At 34.8% G+C, this 20,231-nt stretch carries 23 protein-coding genes; 3 read left to right on the top strand and 20 right to left on the bottom strand.

Features of this window, described 5'->3' with window-relative positions; translation table 11 throughout:
* Positions 1-47: 47 nt before the first annotated feature.
* Positions 48-1,277, top strand: a complete 1,230-nt coding sequence (locus CLLU_RS06330) for an O-acetylhomoserine aminocarboxypropyltransferase/cysteine synthase family protein (RefSeq protein WP_106008735.1) — start codon at positions 48-50, stop codon at positions 1,275-1,277.
* A 6-nt stretch (positions 1,278-1,283) separates the two neighbouring features.
* Here the strand turns inward: CLLU_RS06330 and CLLU_RS06325 are convergent, their stop codons facing one another.
* Complete coding sequence (locus tag CLLU_RS06325; protein WP_106008733.1) at positions 1,284-2,189, bottom strand: MBL fold metallo-hydrolase; 906 nt, start codon at positions 2,187-2,189, stop codon at positions 1,284-1,286.
* Positions 2,190-2,423: 234 nt separating this feature from the next.
* On the opposite strand from CLLU_RS06325, the gene CLLU_RS06320 reads away from it, so the two are divergent.
* Positions 2,424-3,287 (top strand): DMT family transporter, encoded by an 864-nt coding sequence (locus CLLU_RS06320; protein WP_106008731.1) that lies wholly within the window; start codon positions 2,424-2,426, stop codon positions 3,285-3,287.
* Between the two features lie 36 nt (positions 3,288-3,323).
* Here the strand turns inward: CLLU_RS06320 and CLLU_RS06315 are convergent, their stop codons facing one another.
* A complete protein-coding gene (locus CLLU_RS06315) occupies positions 3,324-3,941 on the bottom strand; it encodes a ComEA family DNA-binding protein (protein ID WP_106008730.1) in 618 nt (205 codons plus the stop codon).
* Positions 3,942-4,101: 160 nt separating this feature from the next.
* On the opposite strand from CLLU_RS06315, the gene CLLU_RS06310 reads away from it, so the two are divergent.
* Entirely contained in the window at positions 4,102-5,325 is a 1,224-nt protein-coding gene (locus CLLU_RS06310) for a D-alanyl-D-alanine carboxypeptidase family protein (RefSeq protein WP_106008728.1), read from the top strand.
* A gap of 91 nt (positions 5,326-5,416) precedes the next feature.
* On the opposite strand, the gene CLLU_RS06305 is transcribed toward CLLU_RS06310, so the two are convergent.
* From CLLU_RS06305 to CLLU_RS06220, 18 genes are all read right to left on the bottom strand, one after another.
* Positions 5,417-6,316 carry an RluA family pseudouridine synthase gene (locus tag CLLU_RS06305; protein ID WP_106008727.1) on the bottom strand — a complete coding sequence of 300 codons (900 nt, stop codon included), beginning with the start codon at positions 6,314-6,316 and terminating at the stop codon, positions 5,417-5,419.
* A 104-nt stretch (positions 6,317-6,420) separates the two neighbouring features.
* Positions 6,421-6,801, bottom strand: coding sequence for a RidA family protein (locus CLLU_RS06300; RefSeq protein ID WP_106008725.1), 381 nt, complete (start codon positions 6,799-6,801; stop codon positions 6,421-6,423).
* Positions 6,802-6,928: 127 nt separating this feature from the next.
* The gene (gene yqeK, locus CLLU_RS06295; protein WP_106008723.1) at positions 6,929-7,504 is read right to left on the bottom strand and encodes a bis(5'-nucleosyl)-tetraphosphatase (symmetrical) YqeK; all 576 of its coding nucleotides are present in this window, start codon (positions 7,502-7,504) and stop codon (positions 6,929-6,931) included.
* A 31-nt stretch (positions 7,505-7,535) separates the two neighbouring features.
* Positions 7,536-8,147, bottom strand: a complete 612-nt coding sequence (gene nadD, locus CLLU_RS06290; protein ID WP_106008721.1) for a nicotinate-nucleotide adenylyltransferase — start codon at positions 8,145-8,147, stop codon at positions 7,536-7,538.
* 25 nt (positions 8,148-8,172) lie between these two features.
* The gene (gene obgE / locus CLLU_RS06285; RefSeq protein ID WP_106008720.1) at positions 8,173-9,447 is read right to left on the bottom strand and encodes a GTPase ObgE; all 1,275 of its coding nucleotides are present in this window, start codon (positions 9,445-9,447) and stop codon (positions 8,173-8,175) included.
* A gap of 305 nt (positions 9,448-9,752) precedes the next feature.
* Positions 9,753-10,055 carry a 50S ribosomal protein L27 gene (rpmA, locus tag CLLU_RS06280; RefSeq protein WP_106008719.1) on the bottom strand — a complete coding sequence of 101 codons (303 nt, stop codon included), beginning with the start codon at positions 10,053-10,055 and terminating at the stop codon, positions 9,753-9,755.
* Between the two features lie 4 nt (positions 10,056-10,059).
* Positions 10,060-10,386, bottom strand: coding sequence for a ribosomal-processing cysteine protease Prp (locus CLLU_RS06275; RefSeq protein WP_106008718.1), 327 nt, complete (start codon positions 10,384-10,386; stop codon positions 10,060-10,062).
* A gap of 2 nt (positions 10,387-10,388) precedes the next feature.
* Positions 10,389-10,703 (bottom strand): 50S ribosomal protein L21, encoded by a 315-nt coding sequence (rplU, locus tag CLLU_RS06270; RefSeq protein ID WP_106008717.1) that lies wholly within the window; start codon positions 10,701-10,703, stop codon positions 10,389-10,391.
* A 134-nt stretch (positions 10,704-10,837) separates the two neighbouring features.
* A complete protein-coding gene (locus tag CLLU_RS06265; RefSeq protein ID WP_106008716.1) occupies positions 10,838-12,277 on the bottom strand; it encodes a ribonuclease E/G in 1,440 nt (479 codons plus the stop codon).
* A 36-nt stretch (positions 12,278-12,313) separates the two neighbouring features.
* Positions 12,314-13,027: a TIGR03936 family radical SAM-associated protein gene (locus tag CLLU_RS06260; protein ID WP_106008715.1), complete on the bottom strand. Its 714-nt coding sequence runs from the start codon at positions 13,025-13,027 to the stop codon at positions 12,314-12,316.
* Positions 12,996-14,849 carry a TIGR03960 family B12-binding radical SAM protein gene (locus CLLU_RS06255; protein WP_106008714.1) on the bottom strand — a complete coding sequence of 618 codons (1,854 nt, stop codon included), beginning with the start codon at positions 14,847-14,849 and terminating at the stop codon, positions 12,996-12,998. The genes CLLU_RS06260 and CLLU_RS06255 overlap by 32 nt, the downstream gene beginning before the upstream one ends.
* Before the next feature lie 153 nt (positions 14,850-15,002).
* Positions 15,003-15,842 (bottom strand): M50 family metallopeptidase, encoded by an 840-nt coding sequence (locus tag CLLU_RS06250; RefSeq protein WP_337955452.1) that lies wholly within the window; start codon positions 15,840-15,842, stop codon positions 15,003-15,005.
* Between the two features lie 27 nt (positions 15,843-15,869).
* Entirely contained in the window at positions 15,870-16,229 is a 360-nt protein-coding gene (locus CLLU_RS06245) for an endopeptidase (protein WP_106008712.1), read from the bottom strand.
* 134 nt (positions 16,230-16,363) lie between these two features.
* Entirely contained in the window at positions 16,364-16,741 is a 378-nt protein-coding gene (gene mgsA / locus CLLU_RS06240; RefSeq protein ID WP_106008711.1) for a methylglyoxal synthase, read from the bottom strand.
* A gap of 14 nt (positions 16,742-16,755) precedes the next feature.
* Entirely contained in the window at positions 16,756-17,877 is a 1,122-nt protein-coding gene (gene rodA, locus CLLU_RS06235; RefSeq protein ID WP_106008710.1) for a rod shape-determining protein RodA, read from the bottom strand.
* Positions 17,878-17,954: 77 nt separating this feature from the next.
* A complete protein-coding gene (gene minE / locus CLLU_RS06230) occupies positions 17,955-18,221 on the bottom strand; it encodes a cell division topological specificity factor MinE (RefSeq protein WP_106008709.1) in 267 nt (88 codons plus the stop codon).
* A gap of 12 nt (positions 18,222-18,233) precedes the next feature.
* The gene (gene minD, locus CLLU_RS06225) at positions 18,234-19,031 is read right to left on the bottom strand and encodes a septum site-determining protein MinD (protein ID WP_106008708.1); all 798 of its coding nucleotides are present in this window, start codon (positions 19,029-19,031) and stop codon (positions 18,234-18,236) included.
* A 151-nt stretch (positions 19,032-19,182) separates the two neighbouring features.
* The gene (locus CLLU_RS06220; RefSeq protein WP_106008707.1) at positions 19,183-19,923 is read right to left on the bottom strand and encodes a TMEM165/GDT1 family protein; all 741 of its coding nucleotides are present in this window, start codon (positions 19,921-19,923) and stop codon (positions 19,183-19,185) included.
* Between the last annotated feature and the right edge of the window lie 308 nt (positions 19,924-20,231).

Here is a 20,231-nt window from a genome sequence, read left to right as displayed (position 1 = left end):
ATCCCTGTTAAATACCATCCTTCAAATAAATTACTGGGAGTGAAACAATGAAATTCAATACAAAACTCATACATGGAAATTTTAATATAGATTATACTGGAGCCACCAATGCCCCCATCTATCTTTCAAATGCATATGCTCATAAAAGTGCGGAAAATCTGGAGGATATATTCACTGGAAAAACCATGGGTTATGCCTACACCAGAATATCCAACCCCACGGTCATCTCTTTTGAAAGAAGAATGGCCAGCATAGAAGACGGATTGAGTGCAACATCTGCAGCATCGGGCATGAGCGCCATCTACCTTGCAATTATGAACGTACTGGAACCCGGAAACGAGATAATTGCTTCCTGTGGTCTCTATGGCGGCAGCTATACCCTGATAAGAAATTTAAGATCCTTTGGAATAAAAGTAAAATTTTTAGAAGAATTAAACAAAGAGTCTCTGGAACTGGCCATAAATGAAAATACCAGATTGGTTTTTGCAGAGACTATAGGGAATCCCAAGCTGAATGTTCTTGACATAGAACCTGTTTCAAAGATCTGCAAGCTGCACAAGATTATTCTGATGATTGACTCAACCATGACAACTCCATATCTCATAAAACCTCTGCAGCATGGAGCAGATGTGGTAATACATTCCACTTCCAAATACATAAATGGAACCTCCAACTCCATAGGTGGAATTATAATAGACGGTGGAGGCAGCAAATATTCTGACTCAAAATACAGCAATTTTGAACCTTATGTAAAAAGATTCGGAAATATGTCCTTTACAGCCAAGCTCAAAGATACCATAGGAAGAGATATAGGTCCAGCCATGTCACCATTTAGTGCATTTTTAAATCTCACAGGAGTGGAAACACTTGCCCTTAGAATGAAGGAACATTGTAAAAATACACTTATGGTGGCTAGATATTTAGAGTCCAACAAAAAAATTTCAGAAGTAAACTATCCCGGCCTGGAAAGCTCCAAATACCATGATCTGATTAGAAAATATTATAAAAATGAAGCCGGTGGTATTTTAACTTTCAGACTTGGAAGCAAAGAAAAAGCCTTTGCTTTTCTAAACCGCCTGAAACTCATATTAAATCTTACAAATATAGGTGACACCAAATCCATAATAATTCATCCTTCTTCCACTATATGCTCCAATAATACAGAAGAAGAAAAAATGCAAATGGGGGTATATGATGATCTGCTCAGATTATCTGTGGGAATAGAGGATGTGGAGGATATAATAGGAGATATGGAGCAGGCCCTGGAAAACGTCTGAAAAGTTTTAATCAGGACAATGTACTTTTGAATATTTAAGAAATCCGCTATCTATATTCAATTCTATAACTCCTTTTTCATTTAAATACTCCAGATAGGACTTGAGCATTCTCTCTATAAGAGTGTATTTGTACTTATTACCGATATGAATCTTAAAATCTTCAACAACGGCTTTCATTATATCTTCCATTGTCATAGAACCTTTTATAGTGTCACATACTTTTTGGGCTCTATTTCTATAAAAATTCACATTATCATCTATAAGCTTTGTAATATCGTCAAACACACCTCTATGTGCCACTATATATTTACTGCACCTTAGATCATAGAGTTTTTTCTTGCTCTTCAAATCCTCTGTGAGTATATAGGCATAGGGCATTTTTGCTCCTTCCATAACCTCATAGCTTATAAGAGAATCCCCAAGATATGCAACGCCGTCAGGAGTTACAATACAAATATGTGCAGGACTGTGTCCCGGGGTATGAATAATTTCAAATTCAATGTCACATACCTTTACTCTGTCTTCATCACTTAAGATTAAGATATCGGTCTTGCAGATCATGTTTCCAAAATGTTCTTTTACCTCCGACAGAGTTTGGCCATTATAATAGAGTTTCAAATTCACTGCTGAACTGCATATAAGCGCTTCATAGGCAGACATGGCAATGGTACATCCGTATTTCTCTTTTAAATGGGTATTATTTCCCACATGATCTACATGAGCATGACTGCATATTATTCCGGAAACTTTAAAATTATTTTTTTCCAGGAGTTCATCTATTCCCTTTCTCTCTCCCTCAGCCCATCCCGTATCCAGCATTATAATTTCTCTATCATTGATCTTGTAAAAAGGTATATATGTCATTCCTGTATCAATATAAAACGTATTTCCCTTTACTTTTTCCATTTTCATAATCTAATTTCATCTCTAGTGAATTGTACTAGAAATCGGTCCACCTCTTTTATGCTGTTTTTATTTAAATTCTTGAAAAATTACAATTTTTTATCCATGTAAAAATTATAACATCAATAATTTTGGAAATCCACACAATATATTTTCATATACACTGTAATATACAGATAATTTATTTTATAATTGTTTTATAATTACTTTAAAAATAAAAAACTTTTTTAGGGGGACCAGAAAATGAATGCTAAACTCAATATCATCATATCCATGCTTATATTTGGAAGCATTGGTGTCTTTGTAAAAAATATAAATTTGCCTTCTTCCGAACTTGCCTTTTTCAGATCTTTCATTGGAAGTCTTTTTCTAGTCTGTGTATGCTGTTTAACAAGGAAAAAAATATCCTTCCAGTCAATAAAACAAAATCTTCTGCTGCTCCTGGTATCTGGAACAGCTCTGGGACTAAACTGGATTTCATTATTTCAGGCATATAAATACACCACAGTATCCATTGCAACTCTTACCTATTATTTTGCTCCTGTATTTGTAATAATGTTATCTCCTTTCATCTTGAAGGAAAAGCTTACCTTTACCAAAGTGAGCTGTGTCATCATAGCGCTGGCAGGACTATTTTTAATTTTAATCACAGGTAATAATGCCATGACAGGTTCCTACAATCATTTAAAAGGCATAATATATGGAATTTTAGGTGCAGTGCTCTATGCCAGCGTAATTTTAATGAACAAGTTCATAAGAAATTTATCAGGCTTTGAAACCACACTGATCCAGCTTGTAACAGCAGCTCTGGTACTCCTGCTAAGTATGTTCTATAAAAGCCACATCAACATTGGTGAAATAAACCACAGCGCCTTGATATTTATATTGATAGTAGGCATTTTGCATACAGGCATAGCCTATTTACTTTATTTCAGTTCTATAAAAAAATTAGATGGACAATCTATAGCAATTTTAAGCTACATAGATCCAATTTCGGCAGTATTTATTTCCGCCCTGTTTCTAGGTGAAACCATGACATCTATCCAGGTACTGGGAGGTATACTTATTTTGGGCTCAACCTTTTTAAGTCAGATTATAAAAAAGTAACGCCGTTCGTGCTTTACTTTTCTATAACCGATCTGTTTATCTTATATCTATTTTATCCCTGATTTTCTCCAGGGTCTTATCCCCTATCCTGTCTATTTTCTTCAGATCTTCCACTGAGGAAAAATCTCCGTTTTTTTCCCGATAGTCTATTATTTTCTGGGAAGTAACATCTCCTATACCTGGTATGGTTTTAAGTTCTTCCTTGGATGCCTCGTTTATATTTACTTTGCCATCACTTCCCATTTGGCTCTGGGAGGATACGGGAGAAGCTGAACTTCCGGCAGCATTGCTTGTTTTACTGTCTACGTATATATAGTCCTCATCTTTTAATTTTTTAGCCAGATTCAGCTTTAAACTGTCGGCTTCATCTGTAAAACCTCCTGCTGCCTTCACCAGGTTTTCAACTCTGCTGTTGTTTTTAAGTTTATATACTCCAGGCTTTTTGATCTCACCGTTTATATAAACGGTTATTTCTCCTGTATTATTGACAGCTTCAGTACCTTTGGAATTTTCACCAGTGTTCTGTTCTCTGAATATATTTTCACTGTCCTTATTCACTTTTGCCGGTCTGGAGTGTACATATCCCACTGCCAGGAACACAGAAAACAGTGCCAAAATTATAATGGATCCTATTATTTTTTTCCTGTTTTTCATTTTATCTCCCCTTTCAATATCAATTACAGTAAGAAAGCTGCAATTTGCATTAAATTATATTTAAGTTTATAATTTAAATTATTGACAGTTTTAAAAAAATTTTGCCACTTAATATTGTCTTTTAATACAATGTTTAAAGATAATAACAAGGGAGGAAAAAATGAAAAAAACAATTACATTTATATTACTGTTTTTACTTATTTATTCATGCAGCTTACATAATATTTATGCTAAAGAAACACCTCCTGCTGTTTCTGCTGACAGCGCAGTTATATTAGATGCAGCCACCGGTCAATTACTGTATTCCAAAAATCCCGATTCACCTTATCCACCGGCGTCTACCACTAAAATAATGACCGCCCTTTTAACACTGGAAAATACAAATTTAAATGACAAAGTGGTGATTGGCAAAAATCCACCAGCTGTAGAGGGAACCCGATTGGGTCTTTACCCTGGTGAAGAAATAACTGTAAGAGATTTATTATACGGGTTATTGCTGGCTTCTGATAACGATTGTGCAGAAGCACTGGCGGAACACATAAGCGGTTCCATGGATAAATTTGCTGCAAAAATGAATGCCAGGGCAAAAGAGCTAGGTGCAAAAAATACAAATTTCGTAAATCCCACCGGACTGTTTGATGAAAATCATAAAACTTCTGCCAGGGATTTATCACTTATAATGAGAGCACTGTCTAAAACTCCTGAATATTCAAAAATTGCAACTACTACATCTTACACCATTGCTCCTACTAATAAATCTGCGAAGCCAAGAACCGTATGGAATGAGAATAAGCTTGTACAAAAACAATCTATGTACTATTACAGCGGATGTGAAGGTGGTAAAACAGGCTACACAATTCAATCTCTCCACTCTTATACAGCAACTGCTACAAGAAATGGTCAGGAATTGATTGTGGCTTTAATCCACGATAAAAACAAAACCTTTTTCAAGGATTCAATATCCCTATTTGATTTTGGCTTCAACAATTTTCAACTGACAAAACTGTATTCAAAAGGGGATTTAGTTACAACCTATAACAGAAACAAACTTTCCATTCCACTTATTGCAAATTCTGATTTTTACTATGTAAAACAAAAGGATGACAAATCCATACCACATTTAAACATACAAAATAAAAATCTGTCCTTTAAATTTTTCAAAATTGGAGATGTAGTAAACAAAGCCACGGTGTATTTTAAAGGTCAAAATATAGGAGAATTGAAGCTTTCAAGTGGTGTGAATCATACTGAAAAACAAATATTGGATTCAGACGTCATTCAAAACCTGGTAATGAAAAACAAATACTCAATTCCAATTATGGCAGTATTTTTAACAGCTATAGTCATTTTCACCATAAGAAAGTTTATATATATAAATAAATAGTTTTAAATGATATTTGCCAATTTTTGATAAAAAATATTTTTCAGAGCAGTTAATAAATAAGTTGAGGCTTTAGATATTCAATATCAAAGCTTCAACTTATTTTGTTTATCAGATCCAAAATATCCTGGGGAATATCACATTTAAGCTCCATCAGTCTGTCGCCTCTCGGGTGGGGAAATTTAAGTCCATAGGCATGAAGTGCCTGCCTTTTTATATACTGGCTGTCATCTTCTAATCCATAGAGTGAATCTCCATACAGCGGATGACCTAAATAACTTAAATGAACCCTTATCTGATGGGTCCTTCCAGTTTCAAGAGTAAGCCTCAATAGCTGAGCATTTTTAAAATTATCCATTACTTTATAATGGGTTACACTTTTCTGGCCTCTCTCGTCTATAACCCTCTTTATTCCGGCTTCTTTATTTCTGTATATGGGTAAATCTATAGTTCCTTCTTCATCATCCATCTTTCCGTGAATAACAGCTATGTAACTTTTCTGGAAGTTCTTGCTTTTCATATCCCTGGCCAGGCACATATGTGCAAATTGATTCTTTCCCACTATTATAAGTCCAGAGGTATCCATGTCCAATCTGCTCACCAATCTGACTATGCAGTTCTCTCCCTTTTTTCTAAAATAATAGATAATTCCATTGGCCAGGGTACCATTGGGATAGCTTCTGGTAGGATGGACAACTATACCAGGCTGTTTGTTTACAACTATTATATCCTTGTCTTCATATACCACCTGTATATCCATTTTTTCAGGCTCAATATTCTGGGATTCTTCCTTTATAAGATTTAAAGATACACTTTCTCCGGTCTTTACTATATGATTTAGTTTCACTCTTTTATTGTCTATCTCCAGTCTCCCACTTAAAGCCGCCCCTTTTATAAGTCTGCTGGAAAGCCTCTGAACCTTTTTTAAATATGCTCTTAGCTTCAATCCTTCATCTTCCTGTCTCACCTTAAATACTATTTTATTTTCTTCCATGCAATATAATCCTTTCCCTATCTATCCATGCCTAAAATAGAAAAAATAAATCTTAACAGTCAAAGAGTGAACCTTTAAAAGTTCACTCTTTGACTATGTTCCATTTAATCCACCAATGCTATTACTTCTATTTCAACCAATGCATCTTTGGGAAGTTTTACTTCCACGCAGGATCTTGCAGGCATATCTTTTTTAAAATACGCTGCATAAACTTCATTTACAGCTGCAAAATCAGACATATTTTTTACATATACAGTGGTCTTAACAACTTTATCAAAGGATGTACCTGCTTCTTTAAGCAGTGCCTTTATATTTTCAAGTGACCTTTCAGTAGCTTTTTTAATATCATCTGAGATAAGCTCTCCAGTTGCAGGATCCAATGGAATCTGACCTGAAGTGAATAAAAAGTTTCCCACCTTAACAGCCTGGGAATACGGTCCTACGGCTCCAGGTGCCTTTTTTGTACTTATTATATTCTTTTTCATAATAACCCTCCTTGTAAAATCTAATTGAATATACTAAAATAAAACATCAGCCTGCAATATGTAACAACATCATTATATCAAATTTTCATATCTAATGTTAAATATTTAGAGAATTATGTCTATAAAATTACAGATGCAAAGTCTTATATATTAAATAGTTTCTTCCCTGAATTGTATTTAAATGAAGTAATTGATTTCTGCTTATCACAACCTTTATAGTGTTGTTAAAGGCATCCAGCAGAGCCCCGTTTAAATCCGTAAGGGCCTTTTCCCTGAGTTCTTCTACCCCTGGAAAATCTCTTAAAGGTTCTATGTAATCCGAAATATATACTATTTTCTCTAGAATATTCATATTTTTTTTACCTGTAGTATGATATTTCACGGCACTTAATATATCCTCATCACAAATTCCCATGATATTTTTTGCTATTACAGCAGCAATACTGCCGTGCAGAAGTTGTGGATTTGCTCTAGCTACTTCATCTACTTCCATTCCATTTTGCTCTGCTATAGACAGTATTTGCCCGTTTGACATATATTTTGCACAGTCATGAACCAGCCCTGCCGTACCTGCCTTTTTAACATCTGCATTATAAATTTTAGCCATTTTTATAGCCGTATCTCTTACACTCAAACTGTGTTCATATCTGCTTTTCTTTAACTTTTCCTTTAAGTACTCTATAATCTGTTCCTCATTCCACATCAATTATCACTCCAAAATAAAAATTATAAAACTATTTATAAAGACCAAGTTGTTTAATAATACGGGAAACATTTCCCGGTAAAAGATAATTTACATTTCTTCCTTCACTTATATTTTTTCTTATGGTAGTAGAGGAAATATCCAAAAGTGGTGCATTTAAATATATGATCTCAGTAGAATACCTGTCCTCAATTTTTTTCTTTTTTTCTTTTATACTCTTCATCGTAAATGCCGGAAAGCTGGGTCTGTTAAATACTATAAATTGGCACAATTTAAATATATCCTCTATTTTATTCCAGTTTTCAAGGTCCATCAGACAATCCATCCCTACAAGGAAATACCATTGAGTCTGCTTTTCAAGATCGCTAAAATATTTTAGAGTATTATAAGTATAACTTAAATTGGGTCTGCTTATTTCATAATCGCTTACAGTGAATTTGTCCTCTGATTTAATAGCCTCTTTTACCATCTTATGCCTCAAAAGAGCATCTGTTATATCCTCTTTTGATTTATGAGGCGGATTGCCAGTTGGCACAAATACCACCTTGTCTAATTTCAGCATATACAATGCTTCATAAGCTATGTGTATGTGTCCAATGTGTATTGGATCAAAAGTTCCTCCAAAAATAGCTTTTTTAATCATCTGTTTCTCCCCATTTATTTATAGATTACATCACGTAGTCAAATTCAAAATTGTTGAGTCTTACTATGTCCCCATCTTTAATTCCACTATCCACTAATTCCTTGATGACTCCTTTATTTTTCAGCACTTTATAAAAATATCTCAATTCATCAGGATCATTTACATTTACGCTGTCCAGTAATCTGTCCACAAAGCTTCCCTCAACTATATAGACATTTCCTTCTTTTCTTATGTTATAAGTGAACTTCTTTTCCTGGGGAATAAATCTATCCTCCTCACTTATTTCAACATCAGTAACAGGTATTAAATCAAGCATAGCTGCAGTTTCCTGCATGAGCTCTTTTATTCCCTTTTGTGTAACAGCAGATATTTTAAAAACTTTGGTGTAACCTAATTTCTTAACCTCATTCTTAAAATTCTCAAATAATTTATCATCATATAACATATCTGCCTTGTTTGCAGCAATTATCTGAGGTCTATCCCAAAGCTTCACATCATATTTTTTCAGTTCTTCATTTATTTTAATAAAATCTTCCAGAGGATTTCTTCCCTCTATACCTGATATGTCCACTACATGTATCAGGACTCTGGTTCTTTCAATATGTCTCAAAAATTCTATTCCAAGTCCTACCCCTTCTGCTGCTCCTTCAATTATACCCGGTATATCAGCCATTATAAAACTCTTAATTCCCGGTACATCAACTACACCAAGATTAGGGGATAATGTTGTAAAATGATAATTTGCAATTTTGGGTGTTGCTTTAGTAACTACGGACAGAAGAGTAGACTTACCTACATTGGGAAATCCCACAAGTCCTACATCTGCAAGTATCTTCAATTCAAGACTTACATACCTTTCTTCGCCTGGCATTCCCGGTTCGGCAAAATCAGGTGCCTGCCTTACAGAAGTAGCAAATCTGACATTTCCCCTTCCACCTTTTCCTCCTTTTACCACCAGGCATCTGTCGCCCGGGTGGGACAAATCTGATATTATTTTATTGCTTTCTACATCTCTTACAACTGTGCCGAGAGGTACTTTTATATAAAGATTCTCTCCATTTTTTCCAAAACATTTGGAGCCAAGACCATTTCCACCATCTTCAGCTGCATATTTTTTCTTATATGCAAAATCCAGCAAAGTGGTCATATCTGTATCTACTACCAATACAACATCTCCGCCTTTTCCACCATCTCCGCCATCTGGTCCTCCCAGTGGTACATATTTTTCTCTTCTAAAAGAAACGGAACCATCTCCACCTTTTCCGGATCTGACGAATATTCTGGCTGTGTCCACAAACATCTCAAATCACTTCCCTTCTATTATATTTAGTTTGCCCGATGGCTATCATTTCTAAACCTCCCAGTCTTATGACTGGCAGGTTAAGAACTGCTACGCCCCTGGATTGGTTCTTCTAAGGTTCCTCCCAAGAAAGATCCTTCTTAGAAGCAAATTTCCACGAACCTAAGAATCACCTTACCCGATGGATTTCTAAACCTCCCAGTTTCACAACATGGCAGGTTAAGAACTGCTACGCCCCTGGATTGACTCACTCAAAAAGAACACACAGGTTTAAAAAAGCACCCCTATAAGGGTGCCCAATAACACTATTCAGCTGCTAATTCTTCTACCTCTAAAGGGTATACACTTGCTCTTTTTTTAGTCTTTCCCATTCTCTCATATTTAACTACGCCGTCAATTTTCGAAAACAGAGTATCATCAGAGCCTCTACCCACATTATTTCCTGGATGGATTTTAGTTCCCCTCTGTCTCACCAATATATTGCCTGCCAAAACAAATTGTCCGTCAGCAGATTTAACTCCAAGCCTCTTTGACTCACTGTCTCTACCGTTTCTTGAGCTACCTACTCCTTTTTTATGAGCAAACAGCTGAAGGTCCATGATCATCATGCAACTACACCTCCTTCACTTTTACACTTATATATTTACCAAAATTAATCTCTATACTCTTCAAAGAAAGTAACATAGTTTCCATAAGTACCTGACATCTTAAAATATCTTTTTCTTCCATATCCTCCAGAGAAAAACTCAAGAATCCATCTTTTCTGGAATAGTCAAGATTTAATTTCAGCACTTCAATTATCCCAATTACAGTACTTTGGGATACAGCTGAAACAGCACTGCAAACCAGGTCATATCCCTGCTTTGACCATTCCGCATGACCCTGAAGTGAAACTGAAACCAAATTACCATCTTTTTTATCAAATATTACTCTAATCATAATTATGCATCAATTTTTTCAATCTGCAATTTTGTATAAGGCTGTCTATGACCCTGTTTTTTCCTGTAATCCTTTTTAGCTTTATACTTAAATACCACAACTTTTTTGGATTTTCCCTGAGCTAAAACCTTGGCATTTACCTTGGCTCCCTCAACTACAGGTTTCCCAACAACCAATCCTTCATCGTCCTTACTCACTATAAGTACATTTCCAAGTTCAACTGTTGAATCAACTTCAGCATCCAGTTTCTCAACGTAAATTACGTCTCCTTCTGCAACTTTATACTGTTTTCCTCCAGTTTCTATAACCGCATACATTCAAAACACCTCCTCAATCCAGTCTCGCCTAAAAGGTATATACAGAATCTTTTTCAGCATAATTTAAACCTCTTTCGAGCGGTCTACAGGTGTCATTTTAACACATATACCTCTCTTTGTAAAGCTTTTTGGATTCAATTTACTTTAAACATTTCAAGCTGCTCCAGCTGACTTTCAAATACAAGAGGTTCCAATTTATACATGAATAACTTATCTTTATAGGTAATATAAACCGTCATATTATCAGCCCCTATGTTCTTTACAAAGCCCTGTAAATCTTTTTCTATTTCTTTTTTATAATATGAATTTATCTGGATATGAATATTTTTTATATTTTTTTCCCTGCTCATATTTAAAATTTCATTTCCAATGAGCAGAACCATATAGGACAGCTTTATTTTCTTTCCAATGCCGCTGCAGCATGCACAATTTTCCTCTATATAGTCATATATGGGTTTTCCCTTTCTCCTTCTCGCTATCTGTACCAGGTTAAGTTCTGTAAAATCATATATCAGGATTTTATTTTTATCATTTGAAAACCCACTTTTCAATTTACACAAAACTCTTTCTTTGTCTTCTTGTCTATCCATATCTATGAAATCTATCAAAATTATTCCATTTAAATTTCTGAGTATTATCTGTCTGGAAATTTCCTCTGCAGCCTGCAGATTAGTACTGAGTACGGTTTTATTCATAGTATTGTTTTTTGTATTTTTACCTGAATTCACGTCTATTACAAACATAGCTTCTGTTCTGTTTATTATTATGTATCCGCCACAGCTCAATTCTACCCTGCTGTTTCTCAGCTTCAATATTTCCTTTTCCAGATTATAATATGAAAACAAGTTCCTATTATCCTGGTGCAGTATCAGTTCCACATCCACATTGCATACATATCTCAAAAAATTCTGCACACAGGCATAATCTTTTTCATTGTCTACATATATTTTAAACTTATCATCATTTAATTTGTCCCTGAGAGTTTCGCCGAGTATTCCGCCGCTTTCAAATATCAATCCCGGTTTTAATGAATAACGCCCTTTTTTCTCTATACTACTATAATCTTCATACAATTTATTTATTTCATTATTTACAGCATCTACATTCACATTCTGGGCATCAGTCCTTATCATAACTCCCACATCTGCAGGCAGTTTTATATTTTTTGCTATTCTATTTTTGAAATCCCTGTCATCTATCTTTTTTGAAAATTGTACATTATGGATAAAATCATCTAAAACACAGTATTTCCCTGGTATACTTATACTATTAACCACTTTGGCTCCTTTTTTCCCATAGCTTTCCTTAACCACCTGTACAAGAAGCTTTTCTCCCTTTTTCAAGTTCAGATTTTTGAATTTACTGTCCATGTACATATAGGCATTTTTACCACACCCTATATCTATAAAAGCACATTTTATAGCAGGAACTATGTTTTTAACCACACCATTGTACACCTCTCCTGGATACGCATCACCCTTTTGTTCCTCAATAAGACATTCCTTTAAAATACCATTTTGTCTTATAATGATTCTTAAAAGTCCCCCATTTCTTTCCACAAATATCTCCCTCAAGCACAGATCTCTCCTTTCTTTAAAAATCATCTTCTGTCATATACAGTTCACATACTCGCTGAGTGGAACTAAAGCATGATCCAACTGTCCATATAGTTCCTTCCTCATTATTTCAACAAAACTCTCCTTATCTGCATTTTCAGTATTATATTGTATGAAATGAACCAGGAGCTGCGGCGATAAATTTTCTGTACTTCCGCAGGAAATCAAGGCATTTAAAATCAATCTGCCATTTTCAAAAGTACAATCTATCTTTTTTACCAGTGTTTTAATGTCTACTCTGCTCTCTCCTCTTTTAGTCTTTTTCAAATCATACCAGTGTTCCCTATTCATTAGATCATCCATGTTTTCTTTTAATTTATCAGCATTATTGTACTGCATGCCTATTAAATATTCAGCCGCACTTATTGCTGCCATGGATTTAAACACCTTTCTATTTTCAACTCTTTTTACCTTGTTCACTTTTAATATCCTTATTCCGGAGGGTGCACTGTTATTTAATTTTTCCATAACCTTTTTTTCTGAAATACTCTGCTCCAAATATAAATCCATATATTCTCCACAAGAATAAACCCCTACAGAAAGCGGCTGTGCTATGGACATATTTATGTGTGGATTGAATCCCCGGGAGTATTCTGCAGGTATACCGGATCTCCTTATCATCCTCTGGAGAGTTCTCATCAAATCAAGATGTCCTATAAATTTTATGTTCTGTCCTTTACTGAACTTTATCAGATACTGTTCCCTCAAAACATTTCCCTCCTAAATTAACATTGACACCGCAGTTTTTACATCCTAGTCTACAATCTGGAGTTACCCGGGCATTCTTGGCATTTTCATTTTCATCTATCAAGAACTTTTTATCTACACCTGCATTTATAAAATCCCAGGGAAGTATCTCATCATAGTCTCTGCTTCTGTAGGCATAAAAATCTCCATCTACACCACATTCCTTAAAAGCGTTTTCCCATACATCAAATTTGAAGTATTCAGACCAGCTGTCAAATTGGGCCCCCTTTTCATAGGCCCTTATAAGTACATCACATACTCTTCTGTCTCCTCTTGCAAATACGGCTTCCAGATAGCTAAGCGGGCTTTCATGCCAATTGTAAAGCACATGTCTGCTTTTTATGGAACTTCTTATCACATTTATCTCCTCTTTCACATCCTCCATTTTTATCTGGGGAGTCCATTGAAAGGGAGTGAAGGGTTTTGGTACAAATATAGAGGTGCTGACTGTTACTTTAAGACCCTTCTTTCGAATCTCCTTTGGAACTTTGTAATATTCCCTCACTACTTTTTCTGATAAATCTGCTATTCCCTTTATATCATCCATGGTCTCATAGGGAAGTCCTATCATAAAATACAATTTAATGGTGGACCATCCAGACTTAAAGGCACTGCACACAGAGTTCATCAGATTTTCCTCCGTAACACCCTTGTTTATTACATCTCTCATTCTCTGACTTCCAGCTTCAGGCCCAAAAGTCAGCCCGGTTTTTCTCACCTTCTGTATTTCGTTGATTAGGTCCACCGAAAAAGAATCTATTCTAAGGGAGGGAAGGGACACCCCCACTTTATCCTTCTTATGCCTTTCTATAAAACCATGAACCAGATTTTTCAAATCAGAATAATCACATATACTTAGAGAAGTGAGAGACACCTCGGAGTAACCCGTATTTTTTATGAGCTCATCTGCCTGTTTCAATAATTTTGAAGTGCTCTTTTCTCTAACAGGCCTATATATCATACCAGCCTGACAAAACCTGCATCCTCTTGTACAGCCTCTAAAGGTCTCTAGGACTATCCTGTCATGCACTATGTCAGTGAATGGGACTACAAGCCTATCAGGATATTGAACTTCATTGAAATTTTTTATTATTCTCCTGGTGACCTGGTTGGGAACATCTTCATAAATTGGTTCAAAACTTTTTATGGTTCCATCCTCGTTATAGTTTACACTATAAAGTGATGGAACATACACTCCCTCTATGTGGCATACTTCCCTTAAAAATTTCTTTTTTCTGCCCTTATACATCTTATATAGATCCATGATCTCATTTATCTGCTCTTCGCTTTCCCCTATGGTAAACAAATCTGCTATATCCCACAGAGGTTCAGGATTGTAGGCACAGGGACCTCCACATATAACTACAGGGTCCTGTTCACCTCTTTCAGAAGCCCTGACAGATAATCCTGACAGATTCAGCATATTTAAAATATTGGTGTAGCTCATCTCATATTGAAGTGTAAAACCTATGAAATCAAAATCTCTTATGGGATCCCTGCTCTCCAATCCATAAAGATATATGTGGTTCTCTCTCATAAGTTTTTCCATATCCGGCCAGGGTGCAAAAACCCTTTCACAATAAGTGTCATTTCTCTCATTTAATATATAATACAGTATTTTCATACCAAGATGTGACATGCCTACCTCATAGACATCGGGGAAACAAAATGCGAATCTAACGTCCACTTTATTTTTATCCTTTATATAAGAGTTCATTTCTCCCCCAATATAGCGTGCAGGTTTTTCCACCTTGGACAATATACTGTCAGAAACTCTATTCATCAAAAATCCTCCTCTTAGGTATTGTCACTATATTTTAGCATAAGCATACACAATTTAAAACCCTAAGGCAGTGAACAATTTACAATTGACAGTTGACAATGCAAAATTAAAGAAGATTTTCAGCAGCAGCCGAAAATCTTCCAAAATCTGAACCTAAGAATCATTTATTTTGATAAATTTCTCTATGGTTATATTTCCGTATAATTTCAATGCATTTATTATCTCTTCCTCATAGATTACATCAATTATTTTCATCTCTTCATCCAAAACCATAAATATGTTGTATTTGCTCTTGTCAAACAGTCCCATAGCCATAAGCAGATCCTGCTTATAATATATTGAAACATTCCTGTTTTCAATATACCCCCTTTTTATAAATTTGTATTTTTTCTTTATAATATCTCCCATGATTATATATGATACCCTTTCATTTTCTTTTAAAGATGATACAACTATCAATATTCCTATTATTCCCACATTAAAATTACTGTTTCCATGAAGAAACAAAAATATATAGAAAAGCATAAGTGCTATTCCTATAAATATACTGGAAATCATCATTATTTTATTTGCTTTTTTATAAGTCATTTTTAAGTTCAGCATACTTCTCAAAATTCTTCCACCGTCCAGGGGAAATGCTGGAATCAAATTGAATAATCCTATAGCCAGATTTACAGAAAAAAGCATATTCCAGAGGCCCAGGCTCCAAATTTCATATATACAATAAAAAAATACACTTAAAATTAAATTAACAGCCGGTCCCGAAAATGAAATTATCAAATCCTCTTTTGGAAATGCTTCGTCTATATCCTTCAGCCTTACAGCAGCTCCAACTGCTATAAATTCTATATCAAATCCAGAGAATTTATAATGTCTGGCAGTAAAATAATGAACCACTTCATGAAAAAAGACTACTACAAATGTACAAATAAGCTGTCCCTTGTAACCTATAATAATTAAAAATATTACATAGGGAATAAAATATTTACTCATTCTAATCACAAAAATACCTCTTAAAACTTAATCTTTTCCATCTACTCTCAGTTGTTCAATTACATTTTTGACCCTATCTCCAATATAATTTACATCTATATTCTTCAACTGGATTTTCAATTTATTATAATCATAATTCTGGCCGACAATCTTTTTAGAATAACTATATACATTTTTGCTTGTAGTAGTCGGAATCACTTTACAGCCTGCAATAAACACAAATAAAATCAATGCTCCAGCTAAATCTCTTATAATTCTTCTGCTCAAATAATTAGCCTTTTTAGCATAACGATCACCGCTGCCAGCTCTATTGTAGTAAGGTGAATATCTCACTTTCCGCTTCAGGGAATTATAGTATTTTTCATATTCTGAATCATAATTTCCCACCTTGAAACCTCCTTCATAACACACATATTAATATATATTTAAAAATAACTGTATTTATGACTTGGTGACTTTTCACATAAAAATAAGGGACTTAATATTGAAATATAGGTATTTCAATATTAAGTCCCTATAAATTAACCTTCACTGTAATTTCGCAAAGCCTTTACAAATATTTCTGCAGTTCCCAGATTAGTAGCAAGAGGTACACAGTGTACATCACAAATCCTGAGCAACGCGGAAATATCAGGTTCATGTGGCTGGGCTGTCAATGGATCCCTTAAAAATATAACTATATCCATATCCCCCTGTGCCACCCTTGCACCTATCTGCTGATCTCCTCCCATAGGACCTGAGAGAAATCTATGTATTTTTATCCCCGTGGCATCACTTATCAATTTTCCTGTGGTTCCTGTAGCAAATATTTCATGATTTTTAAATACATTTTTATATCTCTTTACAAAATCCACAATATCATCTTTTTTTTTGTCATGTGCTATAAAAGCGATTCTCATTATAGTATATCCCCCTAGAAATTAATCTTTTTCCTCCTCATGCCTATATTTAGAATCAAGGAAAGTTCTATAAAAGCCGAGAGCATAGAACTTCCTCCATAGCTCATAAAGGGAAGTGTAATACCTGTTATAGGCAATAGTCCCACCGTCATACCTATATTCTGGAAAACAGAAAATAACATGGTAGATATTATGCCTACACATACCATTGTCCCAAAAATATCTTTAGACTCTCTGGCTATTTTTATAGATCTATACATTATAATCACATAAAATAATATTAAAACCAAACATCCTATAAGTCCCCATTCCTCTCCCACTACAGAAAATATAAAATCAGTATGGGATTCCGGAACATAACCTCCTGAAATCTGAGTGCCTTTTAAAAAACCTTTGCCCAAAATTCCTCCCGAACCAATCCCTATTTTTGACTGAGTGACCTGCAGTGAATAAGATGCTTCATATTTTTCAGGATTGAACAAGGATACGATTCTCATCTTTTGATAATCTGCTATGAGTGAAGAATTCCATGCAATTGTTCCCAGTATGGTAACTCCCAATATACCTCCAAGTATCACCTTGAAATTCAAGCCTGATATAAAATATATTCCCAACACAGCAAAAAAACATACCATGGTCATTCCCATATCAGGTTGTTTTACAATCAATGCCATGGGAATGAGAGCATACATCGTAAGTTTTGCGATATTCTTTACACTGTTAATGTTTCCTTCCATATCTTCCAGCTGTTTTGCCAGCATCACTATAATTCCAACTTTGGCAAATTCAGAAGGCTGCATGGAAATACCTCCAATTTTAATCCATGAAGATGCTCCATTTACCGTGTACTGAAAAGCAGGAATACAATTTAAAATGAGCAGGAATACTCCAAACCCATAGATTATAACAGCATAGTCTTTTATAACAGAATAATCTATTAAAAGAATGAAATATATTAAAGCAATCCCTATAACTATCCAAATGAGCTGTGCTTTCAAATAATAATAGCCGGAACTCATATGAGATGCACTGTATATATTCAAACTGCCAAATATACATATAAGTATGGTAGTAACAATTATAGGAAAATCAAGTTCTTTTAAAAGTTTTCTACTTATAGTAAGTTTTTCAAGCATTCTATATATCCCTCCAATATAACTATAATGATTATACCACAGGGAAATAAAAAAACTATATATAAATTATCAATAGTTTACCTATTATTCTTAACTTTTTTTATGGGTATACTGGCCACAAGAGCAGCCGAATTCCCTTTTATTTCCTCCGGTGTTGTCATCTTCACATCTATTTCTGAACAATCTATTTCCATATACTTTGAGAGAACCTTAAGTATATCTTCTTTTATATTTTCAAGTAAATCCTCAGACATATTGCATCTATCGTGTATAAGTATCAGCTTTAATCTCTCTTTAGCTACATTCTTAGAAGATGATCTAGAGAATATCTTAAAAAAATCCATTCTCCTACCCCCTTATTTAATGCCGAATAATTTTTTTAAAGATGAGAAAATACCTTCTTGCTCATTACTTAAATCCATTATAGGTACCTTCTCTCCCGTAATTCTTCTAGCTATATTTCTAAAAGCTTGTCCCGATGCAGCTTTGCTGTTGAGCACTATGGGTTCTCCTTTGTTGGTAGAAATTGTTATATTTTTATCATCCGGTACCACTCCTATAAGTTCTATGGCCAGACTATCCAATATGTCATCTACATCCAGCATCTCTCCACTTTGGGTCATCCTATAGTTCAATCTATTGACTATAAGCTGATGATTTTCCAACCCCTTAGCATCAAGTTTTCCTATAACTCTATCTGAATCCCTGACAGAAGTCACCTCCGGATTTACCACAACAAGCGCTCTGTCCGCACCTATTATAGCATTTTCAAAACCGTGTTCAATTCCTGCGGGACAATCTATCAGTACATAATCATGTTCCTTTTTTAATTCATAGATCAAATCCATCATCTGCTCAGGACTTACATCTTCCTTATCTCTGGTCTGTGCAGTAGGCAGCAGATACAAATTTGTAAATCTTTTATCCTTTATAAGAGCCTGTTTCAACTTACATTTATTTTCCACTACATCCAGCAGGGTAAACACAATCCTATTTTCAAGGCCCATGAGTACATCCAAATTTCTAAGTCCTGTATCTCCATCTACCACCACAACATCTTTCCCCAAAATAGCAAGCCCGGTGCCTATATTGGCGGTAGTAGTGGTTTTTCCTACTCCTCCCTTGCCTGATGTCACTACAATTGCTTCTCCCATTACACTGCCTCCCTTTATATAAACAAAATACCCTTTTGTAAACAGCCAAATAATAAAAAACCATCTATAAATTATTATACTAGACATGGCGTAAATAATCTATAATATTATCGAACTTTAAAATATCAACTTAAATTTGAGAAGCCATGTTTTATTTTTTTATCTGTCTGCTTGGCAAGGCATTGCCCATATTTTGTAATTTATGCTCTTTATTGTTTTCATGGGATAAAATCCTACTACAGGCTCGATTATTATACGAAAACTTAATTCCAAATAAGTATATCAGCACTCCGAGAACCAAAAAATACAGAATCATATATATAAATGACAAGGAAGAAGTATAATTGTAGATAGAAACTGAGCCAAAGAATATAAATACAGTTCCAGCTATCCATTTTATGTATATTTCGGGTATATTTCTGCACATCCACGCACCACCTAAGATACCTATGCCATCCGCAATTAACATACCGGCCGTACTTCCCATCAATATAAATATTGGATGAGCATTTTGTGCAGATATCGTTATGGTCATAAGTTGAGTTTTATCACCCATTTCCGCTAAGAAAAAAGCCAATGCCACTGTGGCAACCGGTCCAAATCTGTTCTTTTTTTCACATTCATCATCAATTTTATCTCCTCTTAATGTCCAAAGTCCAAAAATCAAGAATAGCACTCCAGCTACAACTTTTACTATACCCATCGGTATAATGGAATTCAAATAGCTTCCTACTGCCACTGCAAGAGCATGGTTAAAAATTGTAGCAGCAAATACCCCCAGCAACACCTGCTTTATTTTGTACTTACCAGCCATAGCCATAGCAAGCAATTGGGTTTTATCACCCATTTCTGCCACAACTACAAGTAATAATGTTTTAATAATTAACGCCATTTAATAAACCTCCTTTTTAACATAAAAAAGACTTTTGACACAACGATAGAATCATTGTGTTAAAAGTCTCGCTTGACTAGAATCAGCCATGACAAAGCCAGATCAAAAGATCAGTATGTTGACTTTATCACCAAATATAGGCAGCTACTCCCTCTTAGCCTTAAAATTTTCATTTCTAATAATCTTATCATAAAGTTTATACACAAGCAATATCAAAATTAAATTTTTTCTATAATGTAGGAACTCATTATTTTCGACGGCAAAAGGGAAAGAGCTCCTGAACAAATAGGGGCTCTTATGGGGTATAA

This window comes from Clostridium luticellarii (assembly GCF_002995845.1).
Lineage (GTDB): Bacteria > Bacillota > Clostridia > Clostridiales > Clostridiaceae > Clostridium_B > Clostridium_B luticellarii.
This window is presented reverse-complemented; position numbering and strand designations above follow the sequence as displayed.